Raw genomic sequence first — 25,747 nt, 5'->3', positions numbered from 1 at the left:
GAAGCAACGAGGGGTCCGATGCCGACGCATCGGACCCCTCACCAATTTCGCCGCTGCCTTACGCCACGATTTCCTGCAGCGTCTTCATCAGCGCTTCCGGCGCCGTCACGTTCGGCGCATGGCTGGCGTCGAGCTCGAAATAGCGCCAGCCCTCCTCGCTCTTGGTTCGCTTGGCGAACTGCCCGAACACATCGCCCGGCGGAATGCGCTTGCAGTAGATGTAGCTGCGCGGCATCGCGGGTTCGCCGTGCCCGAGCTTCAGCTTCGTCTCGAAGCATTTGAGCGGCATGTTGATACGGCGCGCGTTGAGCCAGTCGAGATCGGCCTGCGGCGTATCCGGCGGCGGCGGGTTGGGCGGAATGCGGTAGCCGTCGGCCGCGGCCGCCGCCTTGCGCATCGGCTCTCGCCCGGACTCATTGAGATCAAACAATGACTGGCCATCGCGCGGCACGAAGGCATCGAGATAGATCAATTGCGTCACGCGCTCACGCGCGCGATCGGCAACGCCGGTGGCGACCATGCCGCCATAGCTGTGACCGAGCAGCACGATGTCGCTGAGGTCCTCAAACCTGATGACGTTGAGGATGTCCTGGATATGCGTCTCGAGATCGATCTCGCTACTTGCGAGATGCGATCGCTCGCCGAGCCCGGTGTAGGTCGGCGCGACCAGGCGGTGGCCGGCCTGCGCCATCAGCGGATGCATCTTCTTCCAGGCCCATCCGCCGGACCACGCGCCATGACAGAGCAGGAAGGTTCTTGCGCGTGCGGCCATCGGCGTTTCCATCGTTCTTGTTTGATACGATAGAGTGTAGCGGGCAGCGACGCGATGTAAACGCCGCGGGGCATCAAGCCGCGCGCGGCGCTTTCACCAGCACGGGCGCAAGCTGGCCGGCTTCGCGCCGCAGCTTGCTCGCCTCGAAGCCGTGCATGCCGATCTGCCATTGCAGGCCGACGATGGCGCCCTTGGTCGGCTGCAGCAGCGCCAGCGAGGCAAACAGCGTCACCGGCAACCACACCGCCAATTGCAGCCAGACCGGCGGCGCGTAGGCGGTCTCGACCGCGAGGATCGCCGGCACCACGAGATGGCCGACCACGACCATCACCAGATAGGCCGGAAAATCATCGGCGCGCTGGTGGAACAGCTCCTCGCCGCAATGATCGCAAGCGTCGGCCACCTTGAGGAAGCGGCCGAACATGTGCCCCTCGCCGCAGTTCGGGCACTTGCCGCGAAACCCGCGCCACATCGCCTTTGCCAGAGAGATCGAACCGGTCGCCATGACGACACCTCTTCCGTTTTGCTGATCCATACAATAATATCTTGCATCCATACATTCAAAGGATATGGGCCTAAATTGCATGGATTGGACTCCTACAATCTCGGAGCTGAGCGGGCCGCGCTACCAGCGCATCGTCGAGGCCATGGAGGCCGACATCGCCGCCGGCCGGCTGGTGCGGGGCCAGCAACTACCGACGCAGCGCGCACTCGCAAAAGCGCTCGGCATCGACCTGACCACGGTGACGCGCGCCTACACCGAGGCGCGGCGCCGCGGCATCATGGAGGCCCGCGTCGGCCAGGGCTCGTTCGTGTCGGAGACCAGCGCGCGCCGCGCGGTCGACCTGCCGCACCCCGTCGCGATCGACCTCTCGATGAACGTGCCGCCGCATCCGCTCGAAGCGCAGCTCGACGAGCGCATCATCGCGGGGCTCGAGGCCATTCGCGCGCAATCGGGCCTCACCGCATTCCTGAATTACCAGCCGCCCGGCGGCAGCGCCCATGAGCGCGAGGTCGCCGCGCGCTGGATGCGCACGCGCGTTCCGCATGCGCATGCCGACAAGCTCGTGATCTTTCCGGGCGCACAGACGATCCTGTTCAACCTGCTCGCCCATCTCGCACGACCGGGCGATGTCGTGCTGACGGAAGCCATCACCTTCCCCGGCATCAAGGCCGCCGCAGCACAGCTCGGCGTCAGGCTCGTCGGCGTCGCCATGGATGACGGCGGCGTGCTGCCCGATGCGCTGGCGAAGGCCTGCCGCACGCACAGGCCGAAGGCCGTCTATCTGATTCCGACGCTGCACAACCCGACCACGGCGACGCTCTCCGCCGAGCGGCGCGGCGCGATCGCCAAGATCGTCCGCGACGCCGATACGATGCTGATCGAGGACGATGCCTACGGGCTGCTCGATCGCTCGGCATCGCCGATCGCCAATCTCATCCCGGAGCGGACATATCTGGCGACCACGCTGTCGAAATGCATCGCGCCGGCGCTGCGCGTGGCTTATCTGCTGACGCCCGACGGCGGTGCGCAGCTTCAGATGCGCGGCCATCTCCAGGCGACCGTGCAGATGCCGGCGCCGCTGATGGTCGCGCTGGTGACGCACTGGCTCGAGACCGGTGTCGCCGACCGCATCATCACCGCGATCCGCAACGAAGCGGTCGGCCGCCAGCAATTGGCACAGCGCGCGTTGAAAGGTTTTCAGTTCCAGGCGAAGCCCGCCGCACATCATTTGTGGCTGCACCTGCCGGAGGGACGGCCGGACGTCGCCGCGCATCTCTTGCGAAATGGGCTCGCGATCGTTGCCGGCGACGCCTTCACCGTCGACGGAACCTCGCCGCATGCGGCGCGCGTTTCACTCGGCGCGGCGCGCAACAGATCGGAATTGACCGAGGCGCTGCGCATCCTCGTCGGCGCGCTGCACAAGCCAGCCGACGTCAGGCAGATCGTCTAGCGAACCGGGCAATTGCGCCGGCCTGCGGTTTTGAAATTGACCTCTCGCGCCGCATCTGTGCTAAGCGCCATCAGGCGATCACGGCTTCCGGGTCGCCGGTCATGGCAGGGATTCATCGGTGGAAACGCTCACTTACGCGCTGCTCCTGTTCGGCGCGCTGGCTGGCGGCTTCGTCTCGGGGCTGGCGGGGTTCGGCACCGCGCTGATGGCGCTCGGCATCTGGCTCTATGTGCTGCCGCCTTCGCTCGCGGTGCCCCTGGTGCTGATCTGTTCGGTGATCGCGCAGACCTCGACGCTGCCCTCGATGTGGAAGAGTTTTGATCTCTCGCTGGTGTGGCCGTTCCTGATCGGCGGATTGATCGGCGTTCCGATCGGCACCACCTTGATCGCCTCCGCCGATCCGAAAGTGTTCAAGCTGAGCGTCGGCGTTTTGATCCTGATCTTCTCGACGGCCCTCTATCTCAACAAGAGGCCGCTCGCCGTCACCTTCGGCGGCCGCATCGCCGACGGCGCGATCGGATTTGCCGGCGGCATTCTGGGCGGGCTCGCCGGCCTGTCCGGGCCGTTGCCGATCCTGTGGGCCAACATCCGCGGCTGGAACAAGCACGAGCGGCGCGGCATCTTCCAGCTGTTCAATTTCACGGTGCTCGCGACCGCGCTGGTGGTGCAGACGGCCTCGGGCCTGGTCGCCTTCAAGGTGGTCTGGCTCACGATCGTGGCATTCCCGGGCACGCTGATCGGCGCATGGGCCGGCGCGCGCGTCTATCACGCGCTCAGCGACAAGCACTTTGGCGATGTCGTGCTTGGCCTCTTGTTCCTGTCGGGCGCCACCCTGGTCTGGAACAGCATCAGCTCGCTCTGACGTCCATCGTCGACTGCTTCGCCAGCGCCATGCCGCCGGCGACACCGACGCCGAGCACATAGATCCAGCCCGGCGCGAAGTCGAACAGATGGGTGTTGAGCAGCGAGGACAGCATGTTCTGCACGACGACCAAAAGGCCGATCCAGCAGGCCAGCCCCTCGCCGCGGAACATCAGCAGATGCGCAAACCACAGCGCATAGAGAACCAGAACGCCCGCCACGCCCCACTGCACGGCAACGCTCAGGGTCTGATTGTGCGGATTGCTGACGATCTGACCGCGCAGCGGATCGACGTCCTCATCCGCGGCCACGCCCGCAAACAGCTCGCGAATCGAGCCGGTGCCATGACCGATCAGCGGCGCATCCGCGATGAACCCCAGCGATTTCCGCCAAAATTCCAGGCGCGAGCCCATGCCGCTGACCTTGTTGTCCTGCGTACTCGTCTCATAGTCGCCCTGGAATTTCGCGACCGTCGCACGCAGATGCGGCGAGACAAACCAGAGAGCGACCGCAACCAGCGCCATCGCGCTCGCGGCGAGCAGAGCCGTACGCCAACGCAGATGCAGCAGTGCAAACACGACAGCCAGGATCGGCAGCGTCACCAGCGCCGTCCGGGAGACCACGACGAACATCATGTTGAGGAGAAAGCCGAGCAACAACATCGCAAGCAATATCGCGCTGCGGGCGCGGCCGTCACGAAACAGCGTCACGATCGGATAGACCAGCGCGATCGCGCAGAGCCCGAACTCCTGGCTCTGGTCGATATAGTTGCGCACCGCAATCCCGCTCTCGACCTTGTAGGGTCCGCGCGACAGATAGAGTTTCAGCGACAGGGCGGGATCGATCGCGACGGCGAAGGAATAAACCATCAGCAACGCGCAAGATGCCAGGAATGCGGAAAACATCCAATTGCCGTCGGGCCAACGCTCGAACTGGTAGATCAAAAGCGGGATCGCGAGAAGCTTCAATACCGGTCCGACTGCGTGCAGCCTGTCCGGCCAGGGTGCATCCGACCAGAGCGTTCCGGCCAGCGCGAGAAGCACCAGCCCGATCGGCAGCAGGCAGACCGGACGCAGCAGCGAACGCGGAAACTCACGCAAATCGAGGAAAGCGAAGGCGATCAGCCAGGGGATCAGCGCAAAGGTCACGCCGGTCGTCGTCCACGGCAGCAACAGCGCGACCAGCGCGACGAAACGGGCCGGCGTGCGGTAGCGCGCGGCCCAGATCTCGGAAAGCACGGACGCTCGCCCCAGCTCGTTCGACACTCCGGTCATTTCCATCCCTTGCAGGTTCGCGCCATCCCACGGCCCGGCAAACTAGCCGGAGCCGTGGGTGGGCGACAAGCGTGGGGCCCTCGCTACGCGGGCTCGCTCACCGGAGGCGCAACCGGCTCGGACGTCGCCTGCCTTGGCGCATCCGCCTGCTGCCGCGGCACCAGGCGCTTCCTGAACTCGCGGCGCAGCAGCCACAGGCTCTGCACGGCCTGGAGCGTCGTCGCGGCGTTCGACAGGTACCAGACGTACTCGATCCGAAAACCGGGCCGCGTCGAGAGCCAGATCGCCGGCAAGGAATAGGTGATGACGCGCGTCGCCGAGCTCCACAACACCGGCTTGGTGTTGCCGAGGCCCTGGAACATGCTGGAGCAGGTGAAGATCAACCCCTGCGCCACCATGTTCAGCGAGATCATCTTCAGAAACAGCAACGCGACGCTCATCGTCTCCGGGTCATTCGAGAATCCGGCGAGCAGCAATCCGGGCTTGAGCTGCACGAAGATCGTCAGCGCGATCATCACGAACGTCGCGATCAGCGCCGCCCTGACGAAGGTCTCCCGCACCCGCTCATAATTGCCCGCGCCGAAATTCTGGCCGACGATCGGTCCTGCCGCGAGCGAGACGGCAAGGGCCGGCATCTGGATCAAGCCCACGACACGCGTCCCGATGCCAAAGCCCGCCTGGGCCGCCGGACCGAGATCGCGCAGCACGTAGTAGATCGCCGCCATGAAGATGAAGATCATCACGAACTCGCCGCCCGCGGGCAGACCGACATTGAGGATCCTCTTCCACTGCCGCAGTTGCGGACGCCATTGCGCAGGATGGAAGGCGACATAGCGCTCCAGCCTGCGAAAATAGTACAGCAGCATCAGCACGCCGATGAAGACGGCGATCGTGCTTGCCAGGCCCGCGCCGGCGACGCCGAGCGCGTATCCGGTGCCCCAGCCCGTGATCAGGACCGGCGCCAGCGCGATATTGATGATGACCGCAAGCACCTGCACCAGCATGCTCGGCCGCACGATGCCGGTGGCCCGTAGCCCCGCCCCCATCACCTGCGTGATGAATTGCAGCGCCAGCGCCGGCATGAACCAGAGGAAATAGGTGGTGCCGGCATTGATGGTGGCCTCATCGACAGCAATCGCGCGCATGTAAGGGCGCGCGAGCGCAAAGCCGCCGAGCAGCGTCAACAGCCCGAACAGCGCCGACAGCACGATCGCCTGGTTGAACACGAGATTGGCGTCGTCGCGATCTTTGCGGCCCACGGCATGCGAGACCAGCGCCACCGTGCCGACACCGAGCATCTGCATCAGTCCGTTGACGAGGAAGCCGGCGTTGCCGGCCGCAGCGACGCCCGCAACCGCGGCATCGCCGAGCCCGGACACGAAATACAGGTCGACAAGCTGGCAGATCATGATCGTCATCATGCCGACCACGATCGGTGGCGCCATGCTCAGGATGTGGCTTACGATGGAGCCGCGCGTCAGGTCCTTCATTTCATTCCACCCTTGACGGATTTCATTCCAGTCTTTGGCGACGTGACGGCAGGGCTTGCGCCCCGCCGCCGCGCCTCACTCAGCTGCTGCGATATGCCCGAGCTCCACCACCTGGCGCTCGAACAGGCTGCGATAGATTCCGCCAGGCTTGCCCGCGAGCGTGGCATGCGTGCCCTGCTCGGCGATCTCGCCGCGGTCGAACACCAGGATGCGATCGAGGCTGCGCACCGTCGACAGCCGGTGTGCGATCACGATCGAGGTGCGGCCTTTCATCAGCCGCTCCATCGCCTGCTGGATCAGCGCCTCCGATTCCGAATCGAGGCTCGAGGTCGCCTCGTCCAGGATCAGCACCGGCGCATCGGCCAGGAAGGCGCGCGCCAGCGCCACGCGCTGCCGTTCGCCGCCCGACAGTTTCACGCCGCGCTCGCCGACCAGCGTGCCGTAGCCCTTCGGCAGGCGCAGGATGAAGTCGTGCGCATTCGCCAGCCGCGCCGCCTGCTCGATCGCCTCGAGGCTGGCACCGGGCCGGCCATAGGCGATGTTCTCGGCGAGCGAACGATGAAACAGGATCGGGTCCTGCTGCACGATCGCGATCTGGCTGCGCAGCGATTGCTGCGTGGCCAGCGCGATGTCCTGCCCGTCGATCAGCACACGACCGCCGGTCACGTCGTAGAGCCGCTGCACCAGCTTGACGAACGTCGTCTTGCCGGAGCCGGAGCGACCGACCAGGCCGACGCGCTCGCCGGCACGGATCCTGACCGACAGCCCGTCGTACAGCGGCGCGCGATGGCCGCCATAAAGGAACGTGACGTCGTCGAACACGATCTCGCCGCCTTCGATCGCGATCGGCCGTGCGTCGGCGGCATCGGCGATGCCGATCGGCTCGTCATGGATCGCCACCAACTCCTCCATGTCGTTGACCGAGCGCTGGAGGTTGTTGATGTGCATGCCGACGTCACGCAGATAGGCGTGAATGACGTAGTAGCTCGTCAACACATAAGTGACGTCGCCGGGCGAGGCATGCCCGTACATCCACAGCAGCACGGAGCCGCCGATCACCGACGCACGCAGGCACAGCAGCAGCGAGAGCTGCGCCATGGCGGTGTAGTTGTAGCGGAACCAGGTCCGCCGCACCCGCACGCGCCAGCGCTTGATGACGCGGGCCAGCCGCGCATCCTCGCGCACTTCCGCGCCGAACGATTTCACCACGGCATTGCATGTCAGCGCATCCGCCAGCGTGCCGCCGACCTTGGTGTCCCAGGCGTTGGACACGCGCGCAGCCGGCGCGATGTAGCGCGTCGAGAACAGCACCGTCATCGTGACATAGGCCGCCGCGCCGAGCGCGATCACGGCGCCGAGCGAGGCCCAATGCACGCCGAGCAGGACCATCGATCCGATCAGGACGGCCAGCGACGGCAGCAACGCCAGCAGGATGGTGTCGTTCAGCAGATCGAGCGCCCACATGCCGCGCGTGATCTTGCGCACGGTCGAGCCCGCGAAGGAGTTGGCGTGCCAGTCGGTCGAGAAGCGCTGCACGCGCAGAAATGCGTCCTGCGCCACGTCCGACATGATCTTCAGCGTGAACGGCACGATCACCTGCAGGCCGGTCAGGCGCAGCACCATCGAGGCCGCGCCCAGCACCACGATGCCGCCCAGCGCCACCAGCGCGGCGTGGCGGGCGTCAGGATCGGACGGGCCGCGCGTCAGCGCGTCGACCAGATGTCCTGAAAACACCGGCATGAACAGGTCGGCAACGGTCGCCCCCAGCAGACCGACGGCAATGGCGAGCGTGCGCCCCGGCTGGTTCAGCCAGTGCCGGAACACGAAGGGCAACACCACGCGGATCGCCGCGGGCTTTTTTGACAGAGAGGTCATGGCGTCATCCGGCCGCTTTGCCGCGGGCCGGCTCCATCGATGGACGCGGGCCGGCCGCGAGGGCCGAGACGGCGTCACTTAAAACTGAATTTGACTTGGGAAGCGGAGCGATCGGGGCGTTTGGGCAAAACCCTGGCCCAATCGAAGCTGGCGGAAGCGGCCTCTAGCAGGCCGAAACGGTACCGAGCCAGACCATCATCGAGCGCGGAAACGCGATCTGCGAATGCGACGAAATCATGCAAATCTCTCCCCGGTTCGATTGAATGAGGTGCGCTTTATAGATGTGTGATTCGCGTTTTGCAACGGGCCCCGCGCGAGATCACGCACGAGTGTTGCATTTTGGTGCGCGGTCGCCCGGGCTTTATGCGCAATTGCGCATAAGGCCCGGCGACGACATCGCGTGTGTGACCGTCAGTGCGCGTCGCCGCCGGCGCCGAACGGCGAAACCGGCTTGTTCAGCAACGTGACCAGGAGGCTGAGGCTCAGATAGAACAAGGTCAGGATGAAGAACGCGTCGCCAAAGCTCATCACCACGGCCTGGCGGTGCACGATCTGGCTGAGCTGCTTCATCGCCATCAGCGTCGAGTCTCCGAGCCCCTGGAATTTCTGCTGAAGCAGGGTCAGGGTCTCGGTCGCGGTGGCATTGCCCCAGGTCACGCGCTCCTGCAGACGCGTGATGTGCAGGTCGGCGCGATCGTTGAGCACGGTGTTGATGACGGCGAGCCCGACCGCACCACCGAGATTGCGCATCAGATTGAACAGGCCGCTCGCGTTCTTCACCTTGTCGGGTGGCAGCGTGCCGAGCGCGATGTTGTTGGTCGGCACCATCGCGAACATCATGCCGACGCCGCGTAGGATCTGCGGGATCAGGAGCTCGTAGAAATCGAAGTCGCGCGTGATCCAGGTCATCTGGTAGGAGCCGATCGCGAACACGATCAAGCCGAACGCGATCATGTAGCGCATGTCGAGGCTCGCCATCAGCCGGCCGACCAGCGGGGCGACCAGGAACATGGTGATGCCCGAGACGAACATGGTCTCGCCGATCATCAGCGCGCTGTAGCCGCGCACCTCGGCGAGATAGCGCGGATAGATGTAGGTCAGGCCGTAGAGGCCGATGCCGATGCAGAATTGCAGCGTGGAGCCGACTGCGAAATTGCGGTTGGAGAAGGCACGCAGATTGACGATCGGCTCGGCCGCCGTGAAGACGCGCACGAAGAAGGCGATGGCCGACACGGCGCAGATCCAGGCGCAGATCGCCACCGAGGTGTCCTGCAGCCATTCATATTGCGGACCTTCCTCCAGTACATATTCCAGCGTGCCGAGGAAGCCGGCCATGAAGATCAGTCCCCACCAGTCGAAGCGGTCGAGCAGCTCGAAATGCGGCTCGTCGAAATCGACCAGCGCGAGTACCCCAAGGGTGATGCCGATGCCGGGAACGACGTTGATGAAGAACAGCCAGTTCCACGACATCAGATCGGTGATGTAGCCGCCGACCGTCGGGCCGATCGTGGGAGCCAGCGTCGCCACAAGCCCGATGATGGGACCGACGATGTGGAATTTCGTGCGCGGGAACACGGTGTAGGCCGAGGCGAACACCGTCGGGATCATGCCGGCGCCGAGAAAGCCCTGGAGCGCGCGCCAGAGGATCATCTCCTCGATGGTCGTGGCGAAGCCGCAGAGCAGGCTCGAAATCGTGAAGCCGGCCGCGGAGATCGCGAACAGGAGCCGCGTGCCGAAGGCGCGCGACAGGAATCCCGACAACGGGATCGCGATCACTTCGGCGATCAGATAGGCGGTCTGGACCCAGGAGACCTCGCTCGAGCTCGCCGACAAGCCGGCCTGGATTTCGCTGAGGGATGCCGACACGATCTGGATGTCCAGGATCGACATGAACATCCCGAACACCATGATGATGAAGGCGATCAGCCGCTTCGGCGCGATACGCTCCGAATCGGCTGATGCCATCATGGCAGGTGAAGCAGTCGTGGCGTTCGCCATGGTCTGACCTCGCAGCGCTCGGACGCGCTTACTGCGGATGGATCATGGTGGGATCGTCGAGATCGATCTCGCTGTCGGCGTCGGCGGCGCCCTTGTTGGTGTCGACCGTCGCATAGACCGACATGCCGGCGCGGAGCAGGTTCTGCCTGGCAACCGCCTTCGGCACGCGGATGCGGACCGGCACGCGCTGCACGATTTTGGTGAAGTTGCCGGTGGCGTTGTCCGGCGGCAGCAGCGTGAACACCGAGCCGGAGCCCGCCGCGATGCTGTCGACGACGCCGGAGAACTTGCGCATGCCGTAGGCATCGACCTTGATCGTCACGGGCTGGCCGGGACGGATGCGCTTGAGCTGCGTTTCCTTGAAGTTGGCGTCGATATAGACGTCGTCGAGCGGCACGACATTGCCGAGGCGCTGACCGACGGCGACGAAGTCGCCGGCGTTGACGAGACGGTTGGAGAAGATGCCGTCGACCGGCGCGCGCACCGCCGTGAAGGCGAGATCGCGCTCGGCCTTGGCGAGCGTGGTCTTGAGCTCGGCAAGCTGCGCCTGGGCTTCGGCCTGCTGCGCCTTGGCGACGTCGACATTGCTCACCGCGACGTCGTAGGCGGCCTGTGCGGCCTTGACCGCGGCGGCGCCCTGGTCGCGACCGGCTTCCGAGGTTTCGAAGGTCGCGCGCGAGGCAAAGCCCTTGTTGCTCAGCGCCTGCTGGCGCTCATAGTCGAGATCGGCGCGCTTGAGGCCGGCCTCGGCGGAGACGAGCTGCGCCTTGGCCTGTGCGACCTGGCTGTCGAGCGCCGCGATCTGGCGGCCGATGCGGTCGATGGTGGCCTGCTGGGTCGCGATCCGGGTCGCAGCCGCGTCGACGGCGATCTTGTAGTCGCCGTCGTCGATGCGCAGCACGGTGTCGCCGGCATGCACCAGCGTGTTGTCACCAGCCAGGATCGAGGAGATATGGCCGGCCACGCGCGCGCCCAGCATGGTGTTGTTGGCACGGACATAGGCGTCGTCGGTGGAGACGAAGAAGCGGCCGACCAGCGTGTAGTAGCCGGCATAGCTTGCCGCCGCGAGCGCCAGCACGAGGCCGATGCCCATCATGACGAATTTGCGCTTGCCGGATTTTGGCGCGGCAGCGGCGGGCGCGGATGTCGGAGCCGGCTGGTCGGTCACGGGCTTCTCCGGCGCCTCGCTGGTGCGGCGCTTGGTTTCTTCGGCCACATGAGAGCGCAACTGCTCGGCGAGGACTGCGGATGTTCCGGTCGCAGCTTCACCGTTCGGCGTCGTCGTCTCCACCGCTTCCTGGCGAAGGACGCGCGCAGCCTGGTCTCTCGATGTGGCCATAAAGGCCTCCCCAATAAAAGTGCGATCCGGGGCAGCCGTCGCACGGCCGCGTTCCCGCTCGCCCATCCCAAATACCATTGACCGAACGGTTCGGTCAATATACTTAATATTCCCGCGCGGACCCTACTGGTCCGAATCCTTTATTTCGGTTTCATGCTTCGAGCCCGATTCGAGAAACCTTTCGAGACGCTGAACCAATGGTTGTAGCCAGCCCTGAACCTCTGCGCGTCCTCCAGGAGGAGGACAGCTCCAAGCGCCGCCAGATCCTGGCCGGCGCCCGTAAGGTGTTCATGGATCTGGGTTTTGACGGCGCCAGCATGGGCGAGATCGCGCGCGCGGCCGGCGTCTCCAAGGGCACGCTCTATGTTTACTTCGCCGACAAAAGCGCGCTGTTCGAAGCCATCCTCGAGGAGGAGGCGCTGTTTCATGGCCAGGTCGTGTTCAACTTCGACCCCGCGCGCGATGCCGAGACCACGCTGAAGGATTTCGGCCAAGCCTATCTGCATCTGCTCTGCCGGCCCGGCGGCGGATCGGCGATCCGCACCGTGATGGCGATTGCCGAGCGCATGCCCGACGTCGGCCGCCGCTATTATGGTTGCGTGCTGGAAAAGACCATCAGCCGGCTGTCCGACTATCTCAAAGCCCATGTCGCCCCCGGTGATCTCGCGATCGACGATTGCGACCTGGCCGCCTCGCAGTTCATGGAACTGTGCAAGGCTTCACTTTTCCTGCCCTTCGTGTTCCAGGCCGCGCCGCCGCCGACAGAACAGCGCATGACGGAAGTGATCGACAGCGCGACGCGGATGTTCCTCGCCGCGTACAAGGCGAAGTAACGGCGACGGGCCACGCGTTGCGTATGCGGTTGGCGCCGCATTATATTGCGCGCCATGTCCCGTGATCTTCGCCCGCCGGTCGATATCCTCCACTACGAGATCGTCCAGGAACAGGCCTCCGCGCTTGGACGGATGGGCCGCACGCTCGAGCAGGCGCTCGCGCAATTGCGCGAATTCGACGCCGCGCATGCGGTTCCGGAGATCCCGGATGCGATGCAGCCGGCGAGGCGCAAGCTGGTGATGGAAGCCGGCCAGGCGCTCTGGATGTTCGTGGTGCAACGCGAGGCAACCGGCTTGCGCGACAGCCGTCACATCATGCGGACCTACAATGTCCCGGCCGACGTGCAGCGATGCATGGGGCTGGCGCCGGCGACGGACGTCGCAAAACGCAGATCATGATTGCCCTCGGTCGCCATCGCGCGCTTGTGCACGACGCCTGGAGCGAGGCGGCCGCCCGCACCGCGATTGCGGACATCGTGGCCGATGCCATCGCCGATTTCGATCCCGAGACGTTTTGGCCCGGTCACCCCGGCGACGATGGCGCGGGAGACGGCAACCCCAGCTTCTATTTTGGTGCGGCAGGCGTCATCTGGGCGCTCGATTATTTGCATCGTGTCGGCGCCAGTCCCCTCGCGAAAGACTTTCGCGCGGTCCTGCCAAAACTCCTCGAACGGACAACCGCCAGGTTCGAGAGCAGTTCACCGGCCGGCTACGCCAAGCACGGCTCGCTGCTGTTTGGCGACATGGGGGCCGCACTTCTCGCCATGCGCCTCGATCCCACACCAAGCCTCGCCGATCTCGTCTATGCGCGCGCGGAAGCCAATACCGAACTCCCGGTCCGTGAGCTGATGTGGGGCATGCCCGGATCCATGCTGGCTGCGGTCCACGTGGCCGAGATGACACGGGAGCCGCGATGGCGCGGCCTGTTCGAAACGCAAGCGGCCCGGCTGCTGGATGATCTGGAGGAAACGCCGCAAGGCCGGCTCTGGACCCAGGACCTCTACGGCGCCAAGGACCGCTGGCTCGGGCCCGTGCATGGCTTCGCCGGCAACATCATTCCGTTGCTCCGTGGATGGGACTGGCTGGCACCGGCACAGCAGGCGCAGGTGGCCGAAATCGTGCCGCAGACCCTGGCCGCGAATGCGTGGTCGTCCGAGCTCGGAGCCAATTGGGGCGCGAGAAGCAAGCGCGAGACGCCACCGACCTTGTGCCAGCACTGCCACGGCGCCCCCGGCATGGCGACAACATTGGCCGACGCGCCGTTCGCGACGCCTGAGTTTGACGAGCTTCTGCACGATGCCGGCCGTTTCACCTGGGCCGCCGGACCGCTGACCAAGGGTTCGAACCTGTGCCACGGCACCGGCGGCAACGGCTACGCATTCCTCAAACTTTATCGCCGCACAAACGATCCGGTCTGGCTCGACCGCGCACGCCAGTTCGCCATGACGGCTATTGTCCAGTATCGCGGCGCCAAGATCGTCGTCGGCCGCGGACGCTATTCGCTCTGGACCGGCGACGTCGGCCTGGCGATCTATCTCTGGGACTGCATCACCGCAGAGCCGCGCTTCCCGACCATCGACGTGTTCTGATCTGCGGCGGTGGCGCGCGGTGCCGCGCTACGCCCCGCCGTCTTCCATCTTGCGCGGCTAGTCGTCCGAGAACTCGTCTTCCTCGTTGACCTTGTCGTGCTTGCTCTTGTGCGCACCGAGCGCGCCGGTCACGGAGGGATCGCGATTGCTCGCATATGGCGTGCGCCGCTGTGCGCGCCCGGCAACCTCTTCGCCGGAGACCGCGGCGGGCTGGCAGATCAGGCGGCGGCTGGCGCGGCGCATCAGGTCGACGTGAATGTGATCGTAGTGATAGACGTTCGAGCCCGGCGCCAGCACGGTGGTGAAATGCGCGCACGCACCCGACTGGACGTCGCGCAAGAACCCCTGCTCTTCCGGCATCCCGCGCCAGCCGTCCTTCACGGTGATGCGGCGGCCATCGGCGAGCACGAAGGCGGCGACATCGAGCGCGTTGCCGAAGGCGTGCTCGGAGATATGAGCGTGCGGATTGCCGTTCATGCCGCGGCAGGAATAGGCGGAGATCTGCTTGATCTCGACCACGCGGGCACCGAACCAGCGCATCGCCGAAGGCTGCACGGTGTCGGCAAACCAGCGATCGAGTTCCGACACGATGGGACAGGCCAGCGTCGCGGTCGGCTTCACCGCGACGGGACCGACGGCGGTGACGGGATTGCCCTGCGCGGGACCGAGCCGCGGCAGCGGCTGTTGCATGGGCGCCTGCGAATAAGGCGCCGGGCCGGGCGGCCGCGCCGGATAGCTCGGCGCATTCATGTAGCGCGCGGCGCCCGCGGCATCGGTGCCCTCGGGCGGCAGATCGATCTCATCTTCCTGCGATGCCACGCCGGGCGCGCTGAGCGACACCGGTCCGGAGGACGCGCCATAGCCGGCAGGCTGGCGCACCGCGCTCTCGGGATAGTTCGACCGTTGCGGATAGGAATTCGGCTGCGGCTGCGTCACCGGCCAGCGCGGCTGATTGCCGACATTGCCGGGCGGGCGCAGCTCCTCATCGGCGAAACCGTAGCTGCTGGAGGGATCGCCGATGGCGGCGACCTTCAGCGGAAACTCGGCGCCGCACATGCCGGGTCCGGAGATCGGGTCGATCCGGACGATGTCGGCACTCTCCTTCACGGCGCCCGATTTCAGGCACGCCGCTTCTGCCTCGGCCCGCCACGGTTCACGTTCGGCCTGGAAAAAGCCGCGTCCGCAACCCGCAAGCGAAACAAGGACGATGGAGCCGACGAGATACAAACGAACTCCGCGCGTCATGCACGCACGTTCGGTGAATTTACTTAAAGACTCTTCAACGTGTCGATTTCAGCTTTGCTTTACCATGACGCGTCCGCGGCCGCAGATGAACGACAGAGAGGCTGGCTTTTTTCAACGGTCAGTTTCTGTTAACCATGATGTCCGCGATCCCAAGCGGGATCTCAGGGAGCAACGTCATGACGTTCGTCGGGAGACTGAGCGTTATCACCGCGTACGTTGCCATGGCCTTTGTCGTCGCCATCGTGCTCGGCATGATCTAGCAGCGTCCGCCGACCTTACCGCAGAGCTCGCCCGGCCGAGACGGATTGCCCGCCGGGTGCCTTGCGCTGCTCAGAAATTCGAGCAGTCCGATCCGGTGATGCCGCCGATCTTGAAATCGCGGCACATCATGCCGGGATCGTCAGGATCGGGATAGCGATCGTCCTTCACGCGCACGGTGTGGCTGAAGCGCCAGCCGCGCCCGCGCATGCAGCGCTTGTACGCGGCCGATGTCGCCGTGCCGTTCTGCGGCGCGCCGAGTTGCGCATCGCAGAATGAGCTGTCGACATTCAGCGCGTCGTCGCCCCGCTTCTGCTTCAGCACATTGGTCCAGATGTCGGTGTCGGCGTGGGCCGAGATCGCGCCGCCGATCAGCAGCGCAGCGATGATGGCGAGGCGTTTCATATGCAATCTCCTTGCATGCGTCGTCAGCCATCGGTCGCGTGCAAGCGAGATGCGGGTTCGGTGCAGGACGATTACAAATTGGACAGGGGAGCCAGGCTGCCTACGACCTTGCGCCCCACTGGCGCGATGTCGTGATCAGCTTCTCCGGCCGCGGCTCGACGCGCGTCCAGTCGTTGCCGGAGCACCAGAAATGGCCGAGCGCGCAGGCTTCGACGTAAAGCTTGCCGGAGCTCTTCAGCGTCATCGTCGCATAATAGGTGTTGCCGCTGGAGCGGCTGTAGATGCTGCCGGCCCAGACATCGTGCGCTTTCGGTTTCATGTTGACCAGCACGCTCTCGCCCCGGGTCGACGCCTCGGTCAGCGCGAAGCCGCACAGCGCGGGGCCGCAACGTTCGATGCGGACCGTGCCCTTGGCGCCGTCGCTCTCCCATTCGCCGAACGGCATGTAGGCCGGCTCGTCGTCGCTGCGCGGTGCGATCGTTGTGGCCGGCTGGAGCGTGGGGTCCGGATTGGGGGCCGGTGGCTCCGGCTGCGGCAAGGGAATCGTCTTCGGCGGATCCAGGCGTGACAGATCAACCCGCGGCGGATTGGGGCTCAGCGTCTCTGGTCTTGGCGTCTCGAGTCTTGGCGTCCCAAGTCTTGGCGCCGGCGGCGGCGCGACGGGCTGCGATGTCGTGGCGGCAAGCACAGGGGCGGGCGGCGCAACGACCGTCGCCTGCGCCGGCCTGACTGAGGTAACGGGATAGACCGGCTGTGGCGCCTGGACCGCGGGTGCAGGCGCGGGCGGCGGGGCGGATGTGGTGGCGACATCGTCCGTCGTTCGCAGCGTTCGGCTTGACACCGAAACGCACGACGTGGATCGGCAGTTGCGCAGTGCCTCGAGGTGGAACCGATGGCCGCTGATCGTGAAGGAGTAGGAACCGGCCTGCGCCGCAGGCGCGATCACCGTCAGTGCGATCAACGTGCCGGGCAAAATCGCAAGCCGCTTCATCGATGTCTCCCACTCTGTCACGGCGACGTTACGCGGATGAAGGGCGGCAGAATGTGCGCTGGCTCACCCTGGGAGCCATCGTGAGGTTCATCACAGAAGGCCGGAAGGCGCCGGCATAAGGTCGAACCACATCCGGTCCACGACCGACTTCAGTCCATCTCGGGACCACGCCATTTCGGAGGTTGTCATGAACAAGCTCACCATCGCCGCCACCGCGCTCTTCCTCGCTTCGACCGCCGCCGCGCATGCCGGCAACTCGATCTCGTTCCAGATCGAAGGCCAGCGCGTCCGCATCGAGACGCCGCGCAACTGCGCCTCGCTCGATTGCGTCACCATCGTGGCGCCGGGCCTGTCGAACAAGCCGATCAAGCTGAACAACATCAACCTCAACGGCCTTGGCGGCTCCAAGGACGATGACGACACCACGCCGGCGACGACGACGGCAAAGCCCGCGCCGGCTCCGGTGCAGCAGCAGCCCGTGGCGCCCGCGCCGGTGCAGGCCACCGCGCCGGCCGCGCCCGCTGTTGTCGCCGCCGCTCCGGCCACGACCGTCGCCGCTGCGCCGTCCGTCGACACGACCACGCCGCCTGCGCCGGTTGCAGCCCCTGCTCCGGTTGCCGCGCCCGCGCCGGTTGCCGTTGCTCCCGCTTATGCGCCGGCTCCGGCCCCTGCTCCGGTCGCACCGGTGCAGGCCGCGAACACGCCGGTCGGCGTGTGGGCGACCGAAGAGAACAAGGGCAATGTCCGCGTCGAACAGTGCGGCACCAATCTCTGCGGCTATGCCGAGAAGACCAACGAGCGGATCCTGATCAACATGAAGCCCGACGGCGCCAAGTGGAGCGGCCGCATCCACGATCCCGACTCCGGCAAGAACTACGACTCGACGATCGCGATGAAGGGTCCGAACGCGATGCGCGTGCAGGGCTGCGCCTTCGGCGGCATGTTCTGCGGCGGTCAGACCTGGAAGCGCGTGAGCTGAGGCCGAGGCATCGCCCGCAGACAAGCGTTCCTGTTCTTATGATGGCGCCACGTCCCTGACACCGGGACGTGGCGTTTGAACGTTCTCCCGTTCCGTGCGACAGACGTTCATCCGCCATTCAGCCGGCTCCGGCTGATATCGGCCGATCTCGCCTCGTGTTCTCACCGGGACCTCATTCGTGGCTTTGATGGTGGCTTGGCGCCGCGTCGTGTTTGCTTTGCCGCTGCTGGCGCTGCCGCTGGCCGGCGCGGACAGGGCATGCGCGTCCGATGCCATCGAGCTCGCGCAAGCGCAGCCACAGACGCAAGCGCAGCCGCAACCGGCGCCCGCGCCCTCGCCGACCCCAGCGGCCTCGCCGGCGCCGGCCACCGATGCGCAAGCCACCACCGTGGAGCCGATCGGCAACGTCGCGACGGTGACGGGGATCGCGACCGTGATCCGCGACAAGAACTCCTATCCGCTGAAAGTGCGCGACGACATCTATCTCAACGACGTCGTGCAGACCTCCTCGAACTCGTCGCTCGGCATCACCTTCAACGACGCCACCACGTTCAACCTCTCCGCCAGCTCCAAGATCACCATCGACAATTACGTCTATGAGGACGGCGGCAAGCAGAATTCGGCGATCTTCGACATCGGCAAGGGCACGGTCGCGTTCGTCGCGGCGGCGGTGGCGAAGACCGGCGACATGAAGATCGCAACGCCGACCGCAACGCTCGGCATTCGCGGCACCACCGGCGTCGTCGACGTGCCCGAGAACGCGACCGCGAACAACGCGAACAACGTCAACATCAAGCTCTATCCCGACGCCGACGGGCGCGTCGGCCATATCGACGTCAACGACCGCGCCAGCGGCACGCGGCTCGGCGCGCTGACGCAGGCCTCGAGCGGCTTTGCGATCCGGCCGGGTGCGGCCGGCCCGGGCGGCATGCGCTTTGCCGCGGTGCCGATCACGATCCCCCCGCAGCAGATTGCGCGCGACCGCGGCTTCGTCAGCCAGGTGCATGCGGCGCAGACCACCGGCCGCCAGATCGTCACCGAGCAGCGCGACTTCCGCCGCGCCAATCCGGCCGCCGTCAGCCGCATTCCGCGACCGGCGCAGCCGCCGCAGCAACAGCAATTGCGTCCGAACACGGCGCCGAACCAGCAGCCGCAGAACGGCCAGCCGGGTCAGAACAACCGTCCGGGTCAGCAGCCGCCGGGTGCGCCGAACCGCCAGGGTACGCAGACGCCGCAGCGCCAGGGACAGGGCGGCGCCGCGCAGCCGGGTGCGCCGCGCGCGGGCCAGGGTCAGCAGCAAGGCACAGGACAGCCGGCCGCCCAGCCGCGCACCGGACAAGGCACGCAACCCGGCGGCACGCGGCCGACGCAGCCACAGCGCGGCGGACAATCTCCGCAACCGCCTGGTGCGGTCGCGCCTCAGCCGGGCAGCGCCGCGCCGGCGCAACCCAACGGGACCACGCCGCAAACGCCGCGCACCGGGTTGCAGCCCGGCACACCGCCGGCCGCCCAGCCGCAACAAGGCGCCGCCCCACGCCAGCCCGGCCTGCAGCAGCGCCTGCCGGCCGCGCAGCGCCCAGTCGCCCCGCGCAGACCCGCGCCGGCTCCGGCACCGAAAGAAAAGAAGAAGCGGTAGGGCCTCGCCGCGGAGCAAGCTATCGTAGGGTGGGCAAAGGCGCGTGAGCGCCGTGCCCGTCTTCGGTATCGTGGGCACGCTCCGCTTTGCCCACCCTACGATTGTGCGATTCTGGACTCGCGGGTAGCGCCTACGCCTCGCCGCGCAGCCAGGCCTTCACTTTCTGCAACAGGCCATGCCGCAGTTCGTCGACAGAAGCGACTTCAACCGGCGTCAGCGTCTGCAAGGCGGCATCGATGTCGTCCGCCGCCAGCGTTGGCGTCGGCTCCAGTGCGGGTAGTGGTGCAAGCCCGGCCGCAGCGATCGCGATCGGGCCGACCTGGGTGAGGAAGGCGCGCTCATATTCGCGCGACAGGCGCGCCAGCGCGTCGTCCAGCGTCACCCAGTCGACGGCCTTGATGTCGTTCATGAGCTTGCGGACGGGACCGCCCTCGGCCTCCATGCGCCAGAAATGCACGATCTTGATGGGGCCGCCGGACTGGTAGGCGATGGTGCCGAGAAACTCGTGCACGAGCACGTCGTGGCCGGTCTCCTCCAGCACCTCGCGGTGCGCGGCTTCCTTCGGCGTCTCGCCGGCGTCGAGCTTGCCCTTGGGCAAGACCCATTCATTGCGCTTGCGCTGACGCACGATGGCAATCAGCGGCGTGTCGCCACGCCGCAGCACAATACCACCCGCCGCCATCACCGGCGCCCGCGCCATCACCAATCCTGTCGTGTCGTCGACCAGTGCCCTCGAGCGATATAGGCCCCCGACACGGCGGAATGAAGACTAGTTCCGCCGAAGCAGGGCTTGACCGGCACGAATGCGCGTCCCCTCGGCGATACCGTCGCCAAACGAAAAGTCGCCGGGCGCCAGGATGATGATGGTCGAGCCGTGCTCGAACCAGCCGAGCTCCTCGCCCTTGGTCACGTTGACGTCGCAGGGGAAATTGACCGGCCCCCTGGTCTGCGCGTTCAGCACCATGTCGAGGAAATGCAGGCGGATGCTGGCGACCAGGATCGCTGCGACCGGCACCAGCGTCACCGCCTCGCCGGTTGCGAGATGCGTGCGGATTACCGCGCGCTCGTTCTTGCAGAAGAGACGCTCGACCCGCTTCAGCGCGATCGGGTTGACGTTCCAGACATCGCCATGGATCAGCGTGACGCGCTCGATATGTGCATCGAACGGTGCATGGAAGCGATGATACATGCTCGAGGTCAGCCGCAGCGTCACAAAACTTCCGTTGCGGTGCTGCTCGACCAGCGCGGGGTCGCCAAGCAGGTCGAGCAGCGAATAGGGCGCGCCCTTGACCTGGAACAGCTCGGTGTCGGCAATCCGGCCATGGGCGCCGACGATGCCGTCCGAGGGGCTGGCGACCACCGACGGGTCCGGATCAAACGGCCGCAGGCCCGGCTTGAGCTCCCGGGTGAAGCAATCGTGCAGGCTCCTGAAATGGTCTTTCTTCGCCTCCGACAGATCGAGGTCGGAGAACAGCTTCCACAGCGCGATGGAGCCGTCCCGCACCAGCGGGTTCTCGATCTTGGAGAACCAGCCCATGAAGCGGGTCAGCGCCGCGCGGGGGATGCGGTTGGTCAACAGGAAGTTGAGGTCTTCCTGCTGGGTGAAAGAGGCGATGAGGGCTTTGACTGTCATGAATCTGTCAGCTCGCAGTATTAGCGCTTGTTGTCATGGAAACGACACTCCCGATTCTCTCATTTTCCGTGGCCGCCGCAGCGTCCGCTGCCGCCGTCCTCCCGAAGATCAAGGCGCGGGTCGAACTGTCCCGCGCCAAGCACCGCTCGCTCGCCGGACACTCCAAGATGTCGCGCCGGGTGGCAAAGCTGCTGCCGTTCTACGAATTCGAGGGTGACAAATATTTCGGCTGCGACGGCGCGCCCGCGAACGTGGTGAAGCAGCGCAAGGACGCCTTCTTCCGGCTCGCAGCTCTCTACGCCGACCGCTACCCGAAGGGCCGCGCGATGACGAAGGAGGCGGCGGAGACGATCTCCGACCTCAACTTCACCGAAAGCTACCGCGTGCCGTTCCAGTTCGCGCGTCTCGTCCGCGAGCATCTGGGCACCTCGACCTTCATGGAATCCTCGAGCGGCGTCACCGTCACGGATGTCGACGGCAACACCTCCTACGACCTCACGGGCTCCTACGGCGTCAACATCTTCGGCAACGACTTCTACAAGGAGTGCATCGAGGGCTCCGAGAAGCGTGCGCATGCGCTCGGTCCCGTGCTCGGTCCCTACCATCCCGTCATCCTCGAGAACGTGCAGCGGCTCTGCCAGATCTCGGGCCTCGACGAGGTCTCGTTCCACATGTCCGGCACCGAAGCCGTGATGCAGGCAGTGCGGCTCGCGCGCTACCACACCAAGCGCACGCATCTGGTTCGCTTCGCCGGCGCCTATCACGGCTGGTGGGGCGACGTGCAGCCCGGCGTCGGCAATCCGATCGCAGCGCACGAGACCTACACCCTTTCCGAGATGTCGGAGAAGACGCTGCATGTGCTGCGCACGCGCAAGGACATCGCCTGCGTGCTGGTCAATCCGCTCCAGGGCCTGCATCCGAACGGCAACGCGCCCGGCGATTCCTCGCTGGTCGACTCGTCGCGCGGCGGCAATTTCGATCGCGCCGCCTACACGGAATGGCTGAAGAAGCTGCGCGACGTCTGCACCGAGCGCGGCATCGTCTTGATCTTCGACGAGGTCTTCGTCGGTTTCCGCCTTGCCGCCGGCGGCGCCCAGGAATATTTCGGCGTCAAGGCCGACATGGTGACCTACGGCAAGAGCCTGGCCGGCGGCCTGCCGGTCGGCGTCGTCTGCGGCAAGAAAGACTTGATGCGCCGCTTCCGCGACGATCGTCCCGCCGACATCTGCTTCGCCCGCGGCACCTTCAACTCGCACCCCTACGTCATGACGGCGATGGACGAGTTCCTGAGCCGGCTCGCCAGCCCGAACTTCCGCGCCATCTATGACGGCCTGGATGCGACCTGGAACGGCCGTACGCAAAAGCTCAACCAGATGATGACCGACGCGAAGCTGCCCGTGCAGTTCGCCAACTTCTCGTCGATCTGGACGGTGAAATACACCACTCCGTCCCGCTACAACTGGATGCTGCAATATTACCTGCGCGCCGAGGGCCTGTCGCTGAGCTGGGTCGGCACCGGCCGGCTGATCTTCAGCCTCAACTACACCGACGCCGACTTCAGCGAAGTCGCCGACCGCTTCGTCCGCGCCGCCGAGAAGATGAAGGCGGATGGCTTCTGGTGGCACGACGGCTTGCTCACCAACAAGAACATCAAGCGGCAGATTCTGAAAGAGATGCTGGCCAAGCGTCTTGGACGCTGAGGCCACTACTCCAACCACATTCACCGTCATTCCGGGGCGCGGTCTCTCCTCCCCCTCTCCCCGCCTGCGGGGAGAGGGTTGGGGTGAGGGGGACTCTCCGCGCACGCGGTGATCATTTTCCGACGTACCGGTGGCAACGCCCCCGCGGAGAGCCCCCCTCACCCGGATCGCATCTGCGATGCGCTCCGGCCTCTCCCCGCGCGCGGGGAGAGGCGAAGAAGAGACCCCCAAGACGTGGATGCCCGGGACAAGCCCGGGCATGACGTAGCCAATCAACATCGGAGTATTTTGTGAGAACAGCGCGCTCAGGCGTGCTGCTCTTCGAGCGTGGGCTCGGAGATGAGTCCCAGCGTGTGCTCGGGGTTGAGGTGCAGGCCGGGATCCATCAGTTCGCCGCGCATCAAGGCGAGCGGAGCGCTGCGATAGAGCATCAGATCGTGGAAGGGGTCGGTCAGGATCTTGGTCATCCAGACCAGGCCGGTTTCGACGTCGCGGATGAAGAACAGATGCACGGTGCGGAACAGGAGACCGCCGCCACCGATCACGAGCCAGATCTTGGCCACCTGCCGCATGAAGTCGGTCGCGGAAGCCCAGGGCGTGAACAGGCCGAACAGCGTCGGATCGACCACCAGCACCAGCGGCGACAGCGCCCAGATCGCCATCAGCACCACCTTGCGCTGAAGGTTGTAGCCGACCTTGATGTCTTCCTTGTACTCGTGCGTCGCCTGGTTGATGTGGTCGTAATCATGCGGCTCGAAGAAGAAGTGACCGGCCTGGCGCGAGGTCATCGAGACCAGCCAGCCGACCAGCGCCGAGATCATGGGATCGACGAACAGCCAGACATAGGCAAAGAGAAAGCTCAGCGCGCTGACGAAGTGCAGGCTCTGATTGATGCGGCTGTGGTGATAGTAGCGATGGTCGTCCCAGCGCTGGATCCGCAGCTGCTCGAGATAATTCTTGATCATGCTATTCCCCAAAATGCTTTCGGGTAAGGGATTTACAGGGATTCGATGTACGCCGTGTGACATCATCATTTTGTCATGTGATGATGCGCAGCGACGCGATGACGCACGCGAACGCGTGAGCGGCGGATCGCACCGCCGCTCTCTCGCAGCCTTGCTCAGGCTGCCTTGGCGACGTCGACCTTGCGGAAGCGCACCAGCGAGAAATGACCGAGCGGCGGAATCAAACGGCGCTCGGCGAGCTCGATTCCCTTGGCGCCGGACAGCCATTTGGCATAGCGCGACCAGGCGAACTCGGCAGTGCGGAAGCCGAGCGGACGCACCACCGGCTGGAGCTTCTGCTCGATGAAGCGGCGCATGCCGGTGTCGGCGCTGACGCGGGTGAGGATGATCAGCTCGCCGCCCGGACGCAGCACGCGGGCGAATTCGTCGAGCGCCTTCTCCGGATTCGGCACCGCGGTGACGACGTATTGCGCCATCACGACGTCGAACGAATTGTCGGGGAATTCGAGCTTCTCGGCATCCATCACCGCGAGGCCTTCGACGTTCTTGAGGTTGCCCTCGGTGACGCGGCGGCGCGCCTTGTCGAGCATCGCTTCCGAAATATCGGTGCCGAAGATACGGAGGTTCGGAGCATAAAGCGGCAGCGAGATGCCGGTACCGACGCCAACCTCGAGCACGCGCCCGCCGATCTTGTTGGTGGCCGAAATCGCCGCCTGACGTCCTTTTGCGAACACGCCGCCGAACACGAGATCGTAAACGGGCGCCCAGCGATCATAGGCCTGCTCGACCGTACCGCGGGTGAGGTCGAGCTGCTGGGTGCCGTCAAGGTTCATGATCTTAGCCATCGATGAGGTTCTCGCTGTGGGTCAAAGGTTGGATCAGCCGCGCACCGGCCGCCGCGCCATCACGGGCGAGGCGCGCAAGGCACGGCTGGGCTGGAGTGAGGTGAGATTGCCGACGAACTGGCGCGCGCTGTTCTCCCAGGAGCGCTCCAGCGCGAAGTTGCGGCAGGTCTCGCGCGACATGGTGAGTGCGCGCAGACAAGCGGCACGCAGATCGTTGTCGATCGCGCCAATCGGATGATCGGCGATGACATCCTTGGGACCCGTCACCGGAAACGCCGCAACCGGCGTGCCGCAGGCGAGCGCTTCGAGCTGCACCACGCCGAACGTGTCGGTGAGGCTCGGAAACACGAAGACGTCGGCCGCAGCGAGATGCGCGTTCAGATCCGCGCCCTTCTTCTCGCCGAGGAAAACCGCGTCCGGATATTTCTTCTCGAGCGCGGCCTTCTGCGGGCCGTCGCCGACGACGACCTTGGTGCCGGGCAGATCGAGCGACAGGAACGCCTCGAGGTTCTTCTCGACCGCGACGCGGCCCATGGTCATGAAGATCGGGCCCGGCAGATCGAGCTTGGCCGGAGCGTCCGGATGGAACAGCTCGGTGTTGACGCCGCGGCCCCAGAAGCCGAGCCGCTTGAAGCCGCGCCCGGAAAGCTCCTGCCGCAGCGACGGCGTCGCCACCATGGTCATGGCGGCGGCATCGTGGAAGTGGCGCAGCACGGCATAGCCGACGGCATCGGGAATGCCGGTCCGCACCGAGACGTATTCCGGGAAGCGCGTCGTGTAGGAGGTGGTGAAGGCGAGGCCGTTGCGGCGGCAATAGGCGCGCGCAGCCCAGCCGATCGGGCCTTCGGTCGCGATATGCAGCGCTTCGGGCGCGGCCTTCTCGATCCGCCGCGCGATCTCCTTTCCGCTCGGCAGCGCTATGCGCAGGCCCGGATAGGTCGGCAGCGGCCAGGACCTGAAGCCATCAGGCGTCAGGAAGTCGATCTCGACATCGAGGGCCTTGGCGGCAGCCGCCAGCGAGGTCAGCGTCCGGACCACACCGTTGACCTGCGGATGCCAGGCGTCAGTCGCGATTAATACCCGCATGGGGAAATCCCGAGAGTT

The 25,747-nt window shown here is 65.6% G+C and carries 23 protein-coding genes; 8 read left to right on the top strand and 15 right to left on the bottom strand.

What is annotated here, in order from left to right; all coding sequences use genetic code 11:
• Window positions 1-58 precede the first annotated feature (58 nt).
• Entirely contained in the window at window positions 59-772 is a 714-nt protein-coding gene (locus tag QA645_RS11620; RefSeq protein WP_283050305.1) for an alpha/beta hydrolase, read from the bottom strand.
• 73 nt (window positions 773-845) lie between these two features.
• Window positions 846-1,277, bottom strand: coding sequence for a DUF983 domain-containing protein (locus QA645_RS11615; protein WP_283050304.1), 432 nt, complete (start codon window positions 1,275-1,277; stop codon window positions 846-848).
• Window positions 1,278-1,356: 79 nt separating this feature from the next.
• On the opposite strand from QA645_RS11615, the gene QA645_RS11610 reads away from it, so the two are divergent.
• Together QA645_RS11610 and QA645_RS11605 are read left to right on the top strand one after the other, a co-directional pair.
• Window positions 1,357-2,727, top strand: coding sequence for a PLP-dependent aminotransferase family protein (locus tag QA645_RS11610; protein ID WP_283050302.1), 1,371 nt, complete (start codon window positions 1,357-1,359; stop codon window positions 2,725-2,727).
• A 118-nt stretch (window positions 2,728-2,845) separates the two neighbouring features.
• Window positions 2,846-3,589 (top strand): sulfite exporter TauE/SafE family protein, encoded by a 744-nt coding sequence (locus tag QA645_RS11605; RefSeq protein WP_283050301.1) that lies wholly within the window; start codon window positions 2,846-2,848, stop codon window positions 3,587-3,589.
• Here the strand turns inward: QA645_RS11605 and QA645_RS11600 are convergent.
• The 5 genes from QA645_RS11600 to QA645_RS11580 form a co-directional block, all read right to left on the bottom strand.
• Window positions 3,576-4,862: an O-antigen ligase family protein gene (locus QA645_RS11600; protein WP_283050300.1), complete on the bottom strand. Its 1,287-nt coding sequence runs from the start codon at window positions 4,860-4,862 to the stop codon at window positions 3,576-3,578. The genes QA645_RS11605 and QA645_RS11600 overlap by 14 nt on opposite strands.
• A gap of 83 nt (window positions 4,863-4,945) precedes the next feature.
• On the bottom strand, window positions 4,946-6,352 hold the full coding sequence (locus QA645_RS11595; protein WP_283050298.1) for an MATE family efflux transporter: 1,407 nt from the start codon (window positions 6,350-6,352) through the stop codon (window positions 4,946-4,948).
• A gap of 75 nt (window positions 6,353-6,427) precedes the next feature.
• Window positions 6,428-8,227, bottom strand: coding sequence for an ABC transporter ATP-binding protein (locus QA645_RS11590; RefSeq protein ID WP_283050296.1), 1,800 nt, complete (start codon window positions 8,225-8,227; stop codon window positions 6,428-6,430).
• A gap of 411 nt (window positions 8,228-8,638) precedes the next feature.
• Complete coding sequence (locus QA645_RS11585; protein ID WP_254194980.1) at window positions 8,639-10,225, bottom strand: DHA2 family efflux MFS transporter permease subunit; 1,587 nt, start codon at window positions 10,223-10,225, stop codon at window positions 8,639-8,641.
• A gap of 28 nt (window positions 10,226-10,253) precedes the next feature.
• A complete protein-coding gene (locus QA645_RS11580; protein ID WP_283050293.1) occupies window positions 10,254-11,564 on the bottom strand; it encodes an HlyD family secretion protein in 1,311 nt (436 codons plus the stop codon).
• 197 nt (window positions 11,565-11,761) lie between these two features.
• Here QA645_RS11580 and QA645_RS11575 point away from each other — a divergent pair, with 197 nt between their 5' ends.
• The 3 genes from QA645_RS11575 to QA645_RS11565 are packed head-to-tail and all read left to right on the top strand — an operon-like array spanning window position 11,762 to window position 13,986.
• A complete protein-coding gene (locus QA645_RS11575) occupies window positions 11,762-12,397 on the top strand; it encodes a TetR/AcrR family transcriptional regulator (RefSeq protein WP_254194982.1) in 636 nt (211 codons plus the stop codon).
• Between the two features lie 54 nt (window positions 12,398-12,451).
• A complete protein-coding gene (locus QA645_RS11570) occupies window positions 12,452-12,796 on the top strand; it encodes a DUF6665 family protein (RefSeq protein WP_254194983.1) in 345 nt (114 codons plus the stop codon).
• On the top strand, window positions 12,793-13,986 hold the full coding sequence (locus tag QA645_RS11565) for a LanC-like protein (RefSeq protein ID WP_283050291.1): 1,194 nt from the start codon (window positions 12,793-12,795) through the stop codon (window positions 13,984-13,986). The genes QA645_RS11570 and QA645_RS11565 overlap by 4 nt, the downstream gene beginning before the upstream one ends.
• A 57-nt stretch (window positions 13,987-14,043) precedes the next feature.
• Here the strand turns inward: QA645_RS11565 and QA645_RS11560 are convergent, their stop codons facing one another.
• From QA645_RS11560 to QA645_RS11550, 3 genes are all read right to left on the bottom strand, one after another.
• Window positions 14,044-15,231 (bottom strand): extensin family protein, encoded by a 1,188-nt coding sequence (locus QA645_RS11560; RefSeq protein ID WP_254133414.1) that lies wholly within the window; start codon window positions 15,229-15,231, stop codon window positions 14,044-14,046.
• Window positions 15,232-15,561: 330 nt separating this feature from the next.
• On the bottom strand, window positions 15,562-15,894 hold the full coding sequence (locus tag QA645_RS11555) for a hypothetical protein (protein WP_283050289.1): 333 nt from the start codon (window positions 15,892-15,894) through the stop codon (window positions 15,562-15,564).
• Window positions 15,895-15,994: 100 nt separating this feature from the next.
• Complete coding sequence (locus QA645_RS11550; protein ID WP_283050288.1) at window positions 15,995-16,885, bottom strand: DUF2147 domain-containing protein; 891 nt, start codon at window positions 16,883-16,885, stop codon at window positions 15,995-15,997.
• A gap of 187 nt (window positions 16,886-17,072) precedes the next feature.
• On the opposite strand from QA645_RS11550, the gene QA645_RS11545 reads away from it, so the two are divergent.
• Window positions 17,073-17,864 (top strand): DUF2147 domain-containing protein, encoded by a 792-nt coding sequence (locus QA645_RS11545; RefSeq protein ID WP_283050287.1) that lies wholly within the window; start codon window positions 17,073-17,075, stop codon window positions 17,862-17,864.
• 187 nt (window positions 17,865-18,051) lie between these two features.
• Window positions 18,052-19,500: a FecR domain-containing protein gene (locus tag QA645_RS11540; protein WP_283053161.1), complete on the top strand. Its 1,449-nt coding sequence runs from the start codon at window positions 18,052-18,054 to the stop codon at window positions 19,498-19,500.
• A 130-nt stretch (window positions 19,501-19,630) separates the two neighbouring features.
• Here QA645_RS11540 and QA645_RS11535 read toward each other — a convergent pair whose 3' ends face one another.
• The gene (locus tag QA645_RS11535; RefSeq protein WP_283050285.1) at window positions 19,631-20,200 is read right to left on the bottom strand and encodes an NUDIX hydrolase; all 570 of its coding nucleotides are present in this window, start codon (window positions 20,198-20,200) and stop codon (window positions 19,631-19,633) included.
• A gap of 69 nt (window positions 20,201-20,269) precedes the next feature.
• Window positions 20,270-21,133, bottom strand: coding sequence for an archaetidylserine decarboxylase (gene asd / locus QA645_RS11530; RefSeq protein WP_283050283.1), 864 nt, complete (start codon window positions 21,131-21,133; stop codon window positions 20,270-20,272).
• A 35-nt stretch (window positions 21,134-21,168) separates the two neighbouring features.
• Here asd and QA645_RS11525 point away from each other — a divergent pair, with 35 nt between their 5' ends.
• Complete coding sequence (locus QA645_RS11525; RefSeq protein ID WP_283050281.1) at window positions 21,169-22,833, top strand: aminotransferase class III-fold pyridoxal phosphate-dependent enzyme; 1,665 nt, start codon at window positions 21,169-21,171, stop codon at window positions 22,831-22,833.
• A gap of 305 nt (window positions 22,834-23,138) precedes the next feature.
• On the opposite strand, the gene QA645_RS11520 is transcribed toward QA645_RS11525, so the two are convergent.
• The 3 genes from QA645_RS11520 to QA645_RS11510 form a co-directional block, all read right to left on the bottom strand.
• Complete coding sequence (locus QA645_RS11520) at window positions 23,139-23,798, bottom strand: hypothetical protein (protein WP_014492925.1); 660 nt, start codon at window positions 23,796-23,798, stop codon at window positions 23,139-23,141.
• A gap of 155 nt (window positions 23,799-23,953) precedes the next feature.
• Complete coding sequence (locus QA645_RS11515) at window positions 23,954-24,643, bottom strand: methyltransferase domain-containing protein (RefSeq protein ID WP_254133420.1); 690 nt, start codon at window positions 24,641-24,643, stop codon at window positions 23,954-23,956.
• A 33-nt stretch (window positions 24,644-24,676) separates the two neighbouring features.
• Window positions 24,677-25,729: a glycosyltransferase family 1 protein gene (locus tag QA645_RS11510; RefSeq protein ID WP_283050279.1), complete on the bottom strand. Its 1,053-nt coding sequence runs from the start codon at window positions 25,727-25,729 to the stop codon at window positions 24,677-24,679.
• Between the last annotated feature and the right edge of the window lie 18 nt (window positions 25,730-25,747).

This window comes from Bradyrhizobium sp. CIAT3101 (assembly GCF_029714945.1).
In the GTDB taxonomy this organism is placed as follows: Bacteria; Pseudomonadota; Alphaproteobacteria; order Rhizobiales; family Xanthobacteraceae; genus Bradyrhizobium.
The sequence above is the reverse complement of the archived record's forward strand: the minus strand, read 5'-3'. Positions and strand labels throughout refer to the sequence as shown.

What these genes read in the sequence shown, in the direction of transcription:
- QA645_RS11620 (WP_283050305.1), bottom strand. Translation starts at nt 772, where the DNA reads ATGGCCGCACGCGCAAGAACCTTCCTGCTCTGTCATGGCGCGTGGTCC.
- QA645_RS11615 (WP_283050304.1), bottom strand. Translation starts at nt 1,277, where the DNA reads ATGGCGACCGGTTCGATCTCTCTGGCAAAGGCGATGTGGCGCGGGTTT.
- QA645_RS11610 (WP_283050302.1), top strand. Translation starts at nt 1,357, where the DNA reads ATGGATTGGACTCCTACAATCTCGGAGCTGAGCGGGCCGCGCTACCAG.
- QA645_RS11600 (WP_283050300.1), bottom strand. Translation starts at nt 4,862, where the DNA reads ATGACCGGAGTGTCGAACGAGCTGGGGCGAGCGTCCGTGCTTTCCGAG.
- QA645_RS11595 (WP_283050298.1), bottom strand. Translation starts at nt 6,352, where the DNA reads ATGAAGGACCTGACGCGCGGCTCCATCGTAAGCCACATCCTGAGCATG.
- QA645_RS11590 (WP_283050296.1), bottom strand. Translation starts at nt 8,227, where the DNA reads ATGACCTCTCTGTCAAAAAAGCCCGCGGCGATCCGCGTGGTGTTGCCC.
- QA645_RS11585 (WP_254194980.1), bottom strand. Translation starts at nt 10,225, where the DNA reads ATGGCGAACGCCACGACTGCTTCACCTGCCATGATGGCATCAGCCGAT.
- QA645_RS11580 (WP_283050293.1), bottom strand. Translation starts at nt 11,564, where the DNA reads ATGGCCACATCGAGAGACCAGGCTGCGCGCGTCCTTCGCCAGGAAGCG.
- QA645_RS11575 (WP_254194982.1), top strand. Translation starts at nt 11,762, where the DNA reads ATGGTTGTAGCCAGCCCTGAACCTCTGCGCGTCCTCCAGGAGGAGGAC.
- QA645_RS11570 (WP_254194983.1), top strand. Translation starts at nt 12,452, where the DNA reads ATGTCCCGTGATCTTCGCCCGCCGGTCGATATCCTCCACTACGAGATC.
- QA645_RS11565 (WP_283050291.1), top strand. Translation starts at nt 12,793, where the DNA reads ATGATTGCCCTCGGTCGCCATCGCGCGCTTGTGCACGACGCCTGGAGC.
- QA645_RS11560 (WP_254133414.1), bottom strand. Translation starts at nt 15,231, where the DNA reads ATGACGCGCGGAGTTCGTTTGTATCTCGTCGGCTCCATCGTCCTTGTT.
- QA645_RS11555 (WP_283050289.1), bottom strand. Translation starts at nt 15,894, where the DNA reads ATGAAACGCCTCGCCATCATCGCTGCGCTGCTGATCGGCGGCGCGATC.
- QA645_RS11550 (WP_283050288.1), bottom strand. Translation starts at nt 16,885, where the DNA reads ATGAAGCGGCTTGCGATTTTGCCCGGCACGTTGATCGCACTGACGGTG.
- QA645_RS11545 (WP_283050287.1), top strand. Translation starts at nt 17,073, where the DNA reads ATGAACAAGCTCACCATCGCCGCCACCGCGCTCTTCCTCGCTTCGACC.
- QA645_RS11540 (WP_283053161.1), top strand. Translation starts at nt 18,052, where the DNA reads ATGGTGGCTTGGCGCCGCGTCGTGTTTGCTTTGCCGCTGCTGGCGCTG.
- QA645_RS11535 (WP_283050285.1), bottom strand. Translation starts at nt 20,200, where the DNA reads ATGGCGCGGGCGCCGGTGATGGCGGCGGGTGGTATTGTGCTGCGGCGT.
- asd (WP_283050283.1), bottom strand. Translation starts at nt 21,133, where the DNA reads ATGACAGTCAAAGCCCTCATCGCCTCTTTCACCCAGCAGGAAGACCTC.
- QA645_RS11525 (WP_283050281.1), top strand. Translation starts at nt 21,169, where the DNA reads ATGGAAACGACACTCCCGATTCTCTCATTTTCCGTGGCCGCCGCAGCG.
- QA645_RS11520 (WP_014492925.1), bottom strand. Translation starts at nt 23,798, where the DNA reads ATGATCAAGAATTATCTCGAGCAGCTGCGGATCCAGCGCTGGGACGAC.
- QA645_RS11515 (WP_254133420.1), bottom strand. Translation starts at nt 24,643, where the DNA reads ATGGCTAAGATCATGAACCTTGACGGCACCCAGCAGCTCGACCTCACC.
- QA645_RS11510 (WP_283050279.1), bottom strand. Translation starts at nt 25,729, where the DNA reads ATGCGGGTATTAATCGCGACTGACGCCTGGCATCCGCAGGTCAACGGT.